The sequence below is a fragment of the Collinsella aerofaciens genome, assembly GCF_028209395.1.
In the GTDB taxonomy this organism is placed as follows: domain Bacteria; phylum Actinomycetota; class Coriobacteriia; order Coriobacteriales; family Coriobacteriaceae; genus Collinsella; species Collinsella aerofaciens_AZ.
The window spans coordinates 1-7,589 of sequence record NZ_JAQLDQ010000039.1; the positions used below are offsets into that span (position 1 = coordinate 1).

Annotated in this window: 9 protein-coding genes and 1 pseudogene; all 10 read right to left on the minus strand. The window is 60.0% G+C overall.

Annotation, left to right across the window (positions count from 1 at the left end; genetic code table 11):
• A partial coding sequence (locus PMW67_RS09445; RefSeq protein ID WP_465038333.1) for a phosphoheptose isomerase family protein occupies positions 1 to 491 on the minus strand: 491 nt, incomplete at its 3' end.
• A gap of 170 nt (positions 492 to 661) precedes the next feature.
• Positions 662 to 1,876, minus strand: coding sequence for an MFS transporter (locus PMW67_RS09450; RefSeq protein ID WP_271739664.1), 1,215 nt, complete (start codon positions 1,874 to 1,876; stop codon positions 662 to 664).
• Between the two features lie 91 nt (positions 1,877 to 1,967).
• Positions 1,968 to 2,801 carry a PTS system mannose/fructose/sorbose family transporter subunit IID gene (locus tag PMW67_RS09455; protein WP_196022811.1) on the minus strand — a complete coding sequence of 278 codons (834 nt, stop codon included), beginning with the start codon at positions 2,799 to 2,801 and terminating at the stop codon, positions 1,968 to 1,970.
• Positions 2,782 to 3,555, minus strand: coding sequence for a PTS mannose/fructose/sorbose/N-acetylgalactosamine transporter subunit IIC (locus PMW67_RS09460; protein ID WP_196022812.1), 774 nt, complete (start codon positions 3,553 to 3,555; stop codon positions 2,782 to 2,784). Before PMW67_RS09460 ends, PMW67_RS09455 begins: the two co-directional genes overlap by 20 nt.
• A 226-nt stretch (positions 3,556 to 3,781) precedes the next feature.
• On the minus strand, positions 3,782 to 4,672 hold the full coding sequence (locus PMW67_RS09465) for a DMT family transporter (protein ID WP_271739666.1): 891 nt from the start codon (positions 4,670 to 4,672) through the stop codon (positions 3,782 to 3,784).
• An 88-nt stretch (positions 4,673 to 4,760) separates the two neighbouring features.
• Positions 4,761 to 5,594 carry a PTS system mannose/fructose/sorbose family transporter subunit IID gene (locus tag PMW67_RS09470; protein ID WP_196022811.1) on the minus strand — a complete coding sequence of 278 codons (834 nt, stop codon included), beginning with the start codon at positions 5,592 to 5,594 and terminating at the stop codon, positions 4,761 to 4,763.
• Positions 5,575 to 6,348, minus strand: coding sequence for a PTS mannose/fructose/sorbose/N-acetylgalactosamine transporter subunit IIC (locus PMW67_RS09475; protein WP_271739668.1), 774 nt, complete (start codon positions 6,346 to 6,348; stop codon positions 5,575 to 5,577). Before PMW67_RS09475 ends, PMW67_RS09470 begins: the two co-directional genes overlap by 20 nt.
• 58 nt (positions 6,349 to 6,406) lie before the next feature.
• Entirely contained in the window at positions 6,407 to 6,889 is a 483-nt protein-coding gene (locus PMW67_RS09480; RefSeq protein ID WP_270224931.1) for a PTS sugar transporter subunit IIB, read from the minus strand.
• A gap of 57 nt (positions 6,890 to 6,946) precedes the next feature.
• Positions 6,947 to 7,366, minus strand: coding sequence for a PTS sugar transporter subunit IIA (locus PMW67_RS09485; RefSeq protein ID WP_148346728.1), 420 nt, complete (start codon positions 7,364 to 7,366; stop codon positions 6,947 to 6,949).
• A gap of 46 nt (positions 7,367 to 7,412) precedes the next feature.
• A pseudogene (locus tag PMW67_RS09785) lies at positions 7,413 to 7,589 on the minus strand (SIS domain-containing protein); the annotation flags it as partial.

Consider the following 7,589-nt stretch of genomic DNA (forward strand, 5'->3'; position numbering starts at 1 on the left):
AAGCAGTCGGCGAGGTAGTAGCCCTTCTCGCAGCCGCCCGAACCATGGTCAGAAGCCATGGCGACGCAGTTCTCGGCGCCGACAGCCTGGCCGATGGGGCCCTCGGGCTTGGTCATGGCGTAGACGCGAATGCCCTTTTCCTTCATCTTCTTGACGGCCTCGAGGACCTCGGGGGTGGTGCCGGACTCGGAGGCGGTGATCACGACGGACTTCTCGGTCATGCGCTTGTGGCCCATGGCGTTCCACTCGGCGGCGTGAATCAGGTAGACCTCGAGGTCGCGGTCGCCGAACTTGTTCATGAGGTACTCGAGCTGCATGAGCTCGTCCCAGGTGCCGCCGACGCCCATCAGGAACACGGCGTCGTAGCCCTCGTCGGCGACCTTGTCGGCGAGCGCGGTCATCTTCTTGCCGGTCTCATAGACGTTCTTGCCGTCCTCGAGATAGCCCTCCTGGCTAAAGTGCATGATCTCGATCTTCTCGGTTTCCTTCATGGCTTTTCCTTTCTGTCCTGCACGCGACTCTATACATCGCGTTTCTTTTCGATACCAATTATAGACATACACCTAAGGTGTTTTTAATACCACTTATCAATCTGTTCCAATCCTCGGTGAACGGTCGAAATTCTCTGGTGAGTGGTATTAAATTAGAATTGAATGTATAGCTAACACCTCTGGCGCCTCCCTTGTGTGACAAAGAACAGCGTTCCTACCAGCGCAATAATGGTCGATGCTCCAAATAGCACCGCTTGGACGCCCAAAGCCTCCGCCAAAAAAGGAGCCGCCAGCAGCGGCAGCACGCCGGCGCTCATCAGGCCAAAACGCACAAAGCCGGTAATGCGCCCCAGGTATTTGATGTCGGCGCGCTCCTGAATCAAGATCATCTGCAGCGGCTCCAGGAACCCCCAGGCCAGACCGTTAATCGCCTGACCGATAATCGCGACCCCCAGCATATCGGTGCCCACGTACACCATGGACCCAATGCCCACGGCCATGAGCGCGCCGAGCAGCAATCGCAGGTTGACATGGCGAGCAGAAAGCTTGGTCAGGATGAACGCACCCACCGAGGAAGTGAGGCCCACGACCGAGGACAACCAGCCCAGCCAGACGATATCCACGTTGAGTACATCACGGTAGAACAACGACTCCAGCGAATCGAACGCGCCAAACGCAAAGAAACCCAAAAAGCCCGAGATAAAGATGAGGCGCAAGTCGTGGTCGCGAAACGTAAGTCGCGCACCCTCGGCCATGCCGCCCAGAATACCGCCCTTCGGCTTCTCCCCTTTTGCGGGAGCAACACACTCGTGACAGCCCAAGGAGAGCACGGCCGCCACACCCATCATGCCCGCCATGAGCAGATAGACCGATTGCGTGGCAAAACAGCTCACGATGGCACCGCCGAGCAGCGGGCCAGCGGTATAGGCGATATTGCTGTAGAACACCATGAGGCCGTTCACGCGGGTACGACCCTCGGTGGTCGACTCCAGGTATCCCGGAAACGCATGCGTGCAGGTGTTGATAAAGCCGCCCGCAAGTCCCAAGACGCACGCGGCAAACACAAGCCCGGGGACAGACAACGGCGCTAACCCCACGCCAAGCGATAGCACTGCCGTAATCACGCACGTCACAAACGACGTCCGGCGCGGTCCAAAGCGATCGATGACCGAGCCCGACACCATATTGCCCACCGACGTCATAAGATTGCGCGCGAGCGTAATGGCGGCAACCAAAAAGGCCGTGCCGGCCAGATCATACGTGGCCGCACCGATAAGCCCCAAAAAGTAGACCGCGTTGTTGGCGCACCACTGCAGGGACTCAATAAGAATCAGCCTGACCTCTGCCGGCGTCAGGCGCATTGCTTCGCGACCCTTCGCGAACATACGAACTCCTTCTATACAAAAAGGGGATGGAGGGCATAGGCCTGCTCCATCCCCTTTCCAGGTTGCAACGAAAATCTATGCAGCCGGACCCTTACGCCAGCACGCCGAAGAACGCGCCGATGATGCCCACGACCATGGTGGCCACGATCAGCACCATGGGGTTGATCTTCTTGGACAGCAGCCAGTAGTACAGCCAGAAGGCGATCATGCCGAGCATGCCGGGCATGATGCCGTCCAGGATGTCCTGGAGGGTCTGGGCGTCGTCGCCCGAGCCGATGGCCACCGGGATGCTGGCCCAGAACATGTCCTTGCACATGGCGCCCACGACCATGACGCCCACGATGCCCACGCAGGTCATGATCTTCTGCATGAGGCCGGTCCTCTGGGCCTCGTCCAGGAAGCCCACGCCCAGCTCGTAGCCCTTGACGGCGCCCCAGATGCGCAGCGCGAAGCCGGGGACGTTGTAGATGAGCAGGAAGGCGATGGGGCCGAAGGGGTTGCCGGCCTGGCACAGGCTGATGCCCACCGCGGCGGCGACCACGCGCAGCGTCGACAGGAAGATGGAGTCGCCGATGCCGGACAGCGGGCCCATGAGGGCGGCCTTGACGTCGTTGACGCTCTCGGGCTCGATCTCGCCGCGGGCGACCTTCTCCTCCATGGCCATCGCGATGCCGCCGACGAACGGGGCGAACTGGACGGTGATGTTGAAGAACGCGCAGTGGCGGTGCAGGGCCGCGGCGTAGTCGTCGGGGCGGCCGGCGTAGATCTTCTTGAGCATGTTGGCGACCATCAGGCAGAAGGCGATGTTCATCTGCTTGTAGTAGGTCCAGGAGAACTCCATGCCCAGGGCGCCGACGTTGACGGCGCTCTTGACGAGGTCGGAGCGCGTAATCTTGTTCTCGGGACTAGAAGTCATCGTCCTCATCCCCTTCCGCGGAGAGCTGGGGCTGGGCTCCGCCCAGGCCGAGCAGGTCGAACTTGTCGATGCCGATGATGATGGCGATCAGGGCGACGCCCAGGACGGGCACGTTGGCGTAGGAGCACAGCAGGAAGCCCAGGAAGTAGAAGGGCACGAGCTGCTTGGTGAGCACCAGGCGGCCGAGCATGGCGAAGCCCATGGCCGGCAGGATGTTGGCGGCAACGCCGCAACCATCAATGATGAAGGACGGGACGAAGTCGAGCAGGCCCTGGATGGCATCGGAGCCCAGATAGAAGGCGCCGCCGCACAGCAGGAAATACTCAAGGCAGCCCCAAAGACCCATGCCCCAATGAACGGCGTAAATGCCTTTAAGGTTTCCCTTGAGGGCGAACCTGTCTGCCATATCGACAAACACGGTGAACAAGGCACTAGTAATGTTGCCGATCGTCAGCGAAAGGACAGCGATGGGCATGGCGAGCGCGATGGCCGTCTCGGTACCCTGACCGAGCTGAATGGCAAACGCGCAGGCGAGCACGCCGCCGATGGTTTCGTTAGGCGGCACGTAGGCGCCGATGGAAACCGAACCCATGAACAGCAGCTCCAGGCTGGCGCCAACGGCAAGACCAGTCTGCAGGTCCCCCAGCACCAGGCCCACGAGCGGGCACAGGACGATGGGGCGGAACGCGTAGAGGGTGCCGAGCTGGTAGTCGAGGCCTCCAAACGCTCCGACTAAGCCGACGAGGATTGCTTGGGTAAGCATGGTTCCTCCAAAATAGGAAATCTCGAGTCATAGCCGGTCACCGTCGCGCGCGCTGTTGATATCAATCCGGAAACTCGACCACACGGCCCGAAGCGTACCTGGTGTGCTGTTAACACCTATGCCAGGCACAAATGATTTGATACCAATTATAGATATGCAGGTTCTTACTATTTAATACCACTCGCTCAGCGGAGTGTTTTTTACCGTAAACGGCAGACGTATCCCATCAGGCGCGCTCTTTGTTTCGATGGCGGACAAGCGCCACCAGAAAGCCATCGCCAAAGGCATCGTATGCCAAGTTGCCTACAATCACCAAAACGATTATCGCCGCGCCCAAAAACTCGTTCCAGCGAAAGACCTCGCCAAAGAGGAGCGCCGACCAGCAGGGAGCGAGCACGACCTCGCTCATGCAAACCAAGTTGGCCGCAAACGCGTTAGTGCGCGCAATCCCCTTGGCATACAGCACACTCGCAAGGCCGCTGCAAAAAAGGCCATGCACCAGCATAAGCCCCCACTCAAAGGGTTTTACGGAGCCTAGGTCGCCGACAAAATAGACGATCGGCAGTATCGAGATGCCGCAGGAGATGAGCGAGGACACCATGGGCGACGCATCGGGGCGAGAGTTTAAAAAGAAACACAGCCCAAAGGTGGCTCCCGAAATGACGGCAAGCAGGTTGCCGAGCATGCCCTCGGCACTCAAATCGCCTAAAAAGAACAGTCCCATACCCGTAAAAGCAACCACCACGGAGGCAATCTTCGCAGGCGAGGGCAACGTGCGAGTTGCGAGCGACTGATACACGATAACGAAAATCATCGAGGTGTACTGCAGGACGATCGCGTTGCCGACCGTCGTGAGCTGGTTGGCAAAGTTAAACGTGGTGCCCGTCACGAAGTTGCAGACGGCCACAAGGACAATAAGGCGGCTGACGCGGAAGACGGGCCTGCCGACGAGCAGGATAAAGAGCGCCATAAATATTGCCGTGACGGCACCGATCAAAAGAGCTGACTGCGAATTGGCGCGAACGAGGATGCCGATAAAACTCCACAAGAGCGCCGTGCCAAATAGATACATCGCCCCGCTCACGCCATTATCGGGTGGATTGTCAGATCGAATCACGAAGCACCTCCAGCTAGCTTTCGGTAATAAAAAACGGCGACCACAACGGGTCGCCGTTTCCCTTGGGGGCAGAATAGAACGCAGGAACCTACGCCAGCACGCCGAAGAACGCGCCGATGATGCCCACGACCATGGTGGCCACGATCAGCACCATGGGGTTGATCTTCTTGGACAGCAGCCAGTAGTACAGCCAGAAGGCGATCATGCCGAGCATGCCGGGCATGATGCCGTCCAGGATGTCCTGGAGGGTCTGGGCGTCGTCGCCCGAGCCGATGGCCACCGGGATGCTGGCCCAGAACATGTCCTTGCACATGGCGCCCACGACCATGACGCCCACGATGCCCACGCAGGTCATGATCTTCTGCATGAGGCCGGTCCTCTGGGCCTCGTCCAGGAAGCCCACGCCCAGCTCGTAGCCCTTGACGGCGCCCCAGATGCGCAGCGCGAAGCCGGGGACGTTGTAGATGAGCAGGAAGGCGATGGGGCCGAAGGGGTTGCCGGCCTGGCACAGGCTGATGCCCACCGCGGCGGCGACCACGCGCAGCGTCGACAGGAAGATGGAGTCGCCGATGCCGGACAGCGGGCCCATGAGGGCGGCCTTGACGTCGTTGACGCTCTCGGGCTCGATCTCGCCGCGGGCGACCTTCTCCTCCATGGCCATCGCGATGCCGCCGACGAACGGGGCGAACTGGACGGTGATGTTGAAGAACGCGCAGTGGCGGTGCAGGGCCGCGGCGTAGTCGTCGGGGCGGCCGGCGTAGATCTTCTTGAGCATGTTGGCGACCATCAGGCAGAAGGCGATGTTCATCTGCTTGTAGTAGGTCCAGGAGAACTCCATGCCCAGGGCGCCGACGTTGACGGCGCTCTTGACGAGGTCGGAGCGCGTAATCTTGTTCTCGGGACTAGAAGTCATCGTCCTCATCCCCTTCCGCGGAGAGCTGGGGCTGGGCTCCGCCCAGGCCGAGCAGGTCGAACTTGTCGATGCCGATGATGATGGCGATCAGGGCGACGCCCAGGACGGGCACGTTGGCGTAGGAGCACAGCAGGAAGCCCAGGAAGTAGAAGGGCACGAGCTGCTTGGTGAGCACCAGGCGGCCGAGCATGGCGAAGCCCATGGCCGGCAGGAAGTTGGCGGCAACGCCAAAGCCAGCAAGGACAAAGGGCGGGATGAAGTCGAGCAGGCCCTGGATGGCGTCAGCACCCAGATAGAACGACAGCGAGCACAGCAGGAACGCCATGATGATACCGGTCAAACCGATCAGGAAGTGCATCGCATAGACACCCTTAAGGTTGCCCTGGCCGGAGTAGACATCAGCGCGGTCGACCAGGATCGGCAGGGCGGCGTTAAGGATGTTCTTGATGGCAAGGCACAGCGTGGCGATGGGCATGGCAAGCGCGATGGCTGCCTCGGTGCTCTGGCCCAGCTGGATAGCGAAGGCGCAGGCGAGCACGCCGCCGATCGTCTCATCAGGCGGCACGTAGGCGCCGATGGAGATCGAGCCCATGAACAGCAGCTCCAGACTCGCACCGATCGCGAGGCCGGACTGCAGGTCCCCCAGCACCAGGCCCACGAGCGGGCACAGGACGATGGGGCGGAACGCGTAGAGCGTACCGAGCTGGCAGTCGAACTTACCAAATGCGGCGATAAGTCCGATGAGGATTGCTTGGGTAAGCATACATCCCCCTTTCCATATAGGACACTACGAAGAGCTCAGACTCTTCGAAATTGAACGCCTAGAGCACGCTGGCGCAGTCGACCTTGGGGTCATCGGCCAGGGGTCGAATCTCGACCTCAACGCCACGATCCAGCATCTCGCGCACATCGGCTTCCTCGGCCGCGGTCAGGAAGATCTGACGAGAGACCTGACGAGCGTCGGGACGCTTCTCGTCCTTGGGCTTGGTGTTGCCCAGGTTGACCGACTTGATCTGCGGGCAGCCCTCAACAAGCTGCTTTGCCTCAGCGATAGTGGCGACGCAGATGATCATCTTGTACTTGTCGGTCACGCCCGAGTTGATAGCTTCGATTGCATGCTCCATATCTTTGATGACGAGCTTGCAGCCGGCAGGCTTGCCCATCTTGAGCGTCGTCTTCCACACCGGGTCGTTAGCGACCTTATCGCCCACGCAGAAGATGCAGTTGGAGTCAAGGCCCTGAACCCAGGAAACTGCGACCTGGCCATGAAGCAGGCGATGGTCAACGCGAAGTAGCTGAATCATAATGTGACCCCCCAAAGGTCTTGTGCCGTCATACGGCGTGTCAGTAGGTGCTGCGGATTAGAACTCTTCCTCCTCCTCGTCATCGACCAAAAGATCGTTGACAAACTTCACGCGCGTATCGTCCGCAGCGACGATGGCGCGAATCGTCTCCTCAACCGGCGCCGACTCGTCAGAGAACAGCAGCTGGATGAGCAGAGGAAGGTTCATGTTGGTAACGAGGTACGTGCGGGGACGCGTCTGGACGATCTTGGTGAACTCGTTGTTAACGCTACCGCCAAAGAGGTCGGTGCAGACAACGACATCATCGTCGGCAGACATGCCTGCCAGCAGTTTTTGGGCCTCCTCGGCCACGTCCATGCGGCCATCGACGAACATCGAAAGATCGTGGACGTTGTCGCGAGCGCCCGAGAGCAGCTCGACGCTCTCCTTGATGCCGGTGGCGAAGTGCGCATGGCTGGCGATGATGTACTGCCTCATTCTGTGTTCCTCTCAATAGCCCGGCACGTTCCCGCACCCGTTTTCTTTAGTAGTCGAACTGGTGATAGTAGCGACGATACTTGAGGTTGTGCTTGGTGACCGTCTCGTAGTAGCGAGCCAGGCGGTCGGTCACGAGCACCGTCAGAATCCACGGGGAGACGATGACGCGGAACTCGTCGTCAAGGCCGGGGATCGCGAACTCGGCGGTGTCGATGATGTTGAT

Bases quoted from the DNA above. Each gene is read 5' to 3' on its own strand.
- PMW67_RS09470 (WP_196022811.1), bottom strand. From the start codon at position 5,594: ATGAGGACGATGACTTCTAGTCCCGAGAACAAGATTACGCGCTCCGAC.
- PMW67_RS09455 (WP_196022811.1), bottom strand. From the start codon at position 2,801: ATGAGGACGATGACTTCTAGTCCCGAGAACAAGATTACGCGCTCCGAC.
- PMW67_RS09480 (WP_270224931.1), bottom strand. From the start codon at position 6,889: ATGATTCAGCTACTTCGCGTTGACCATCGCCTGCTTCATGGCCAGGTC.
- PMW67_RS09460 (WP_196022812.1), bottom strand. From the start codon at position 3,555: ATGCTTACCCAAGCAATCCTCGTCGGCTTAGTCGGAGCGTTTGGAGGC.
- PMW67_RS09485 (WP_148346728.1), bottom strand. From the start codon at position 7,366: ATGAGGCAGTACATCATCGCCAGCCATGCGCACTTCGCCACCGGCATC.
- PMW67_RS09450 (WP_271739664.1), bottom strand. From the start codon at position 1,876: ATGTTCGCGAAGGGTCGCGAAGCAATGCGCCTGACGCCGGCAGAGGTC.
- PMW67_RS09475 (WP_271739668.1), bottom strand. From the start codon at position 6,348: ATGCTTACCCAAGCAATCCTCATCGGACTTATCGCCGCATTTGGTAAG.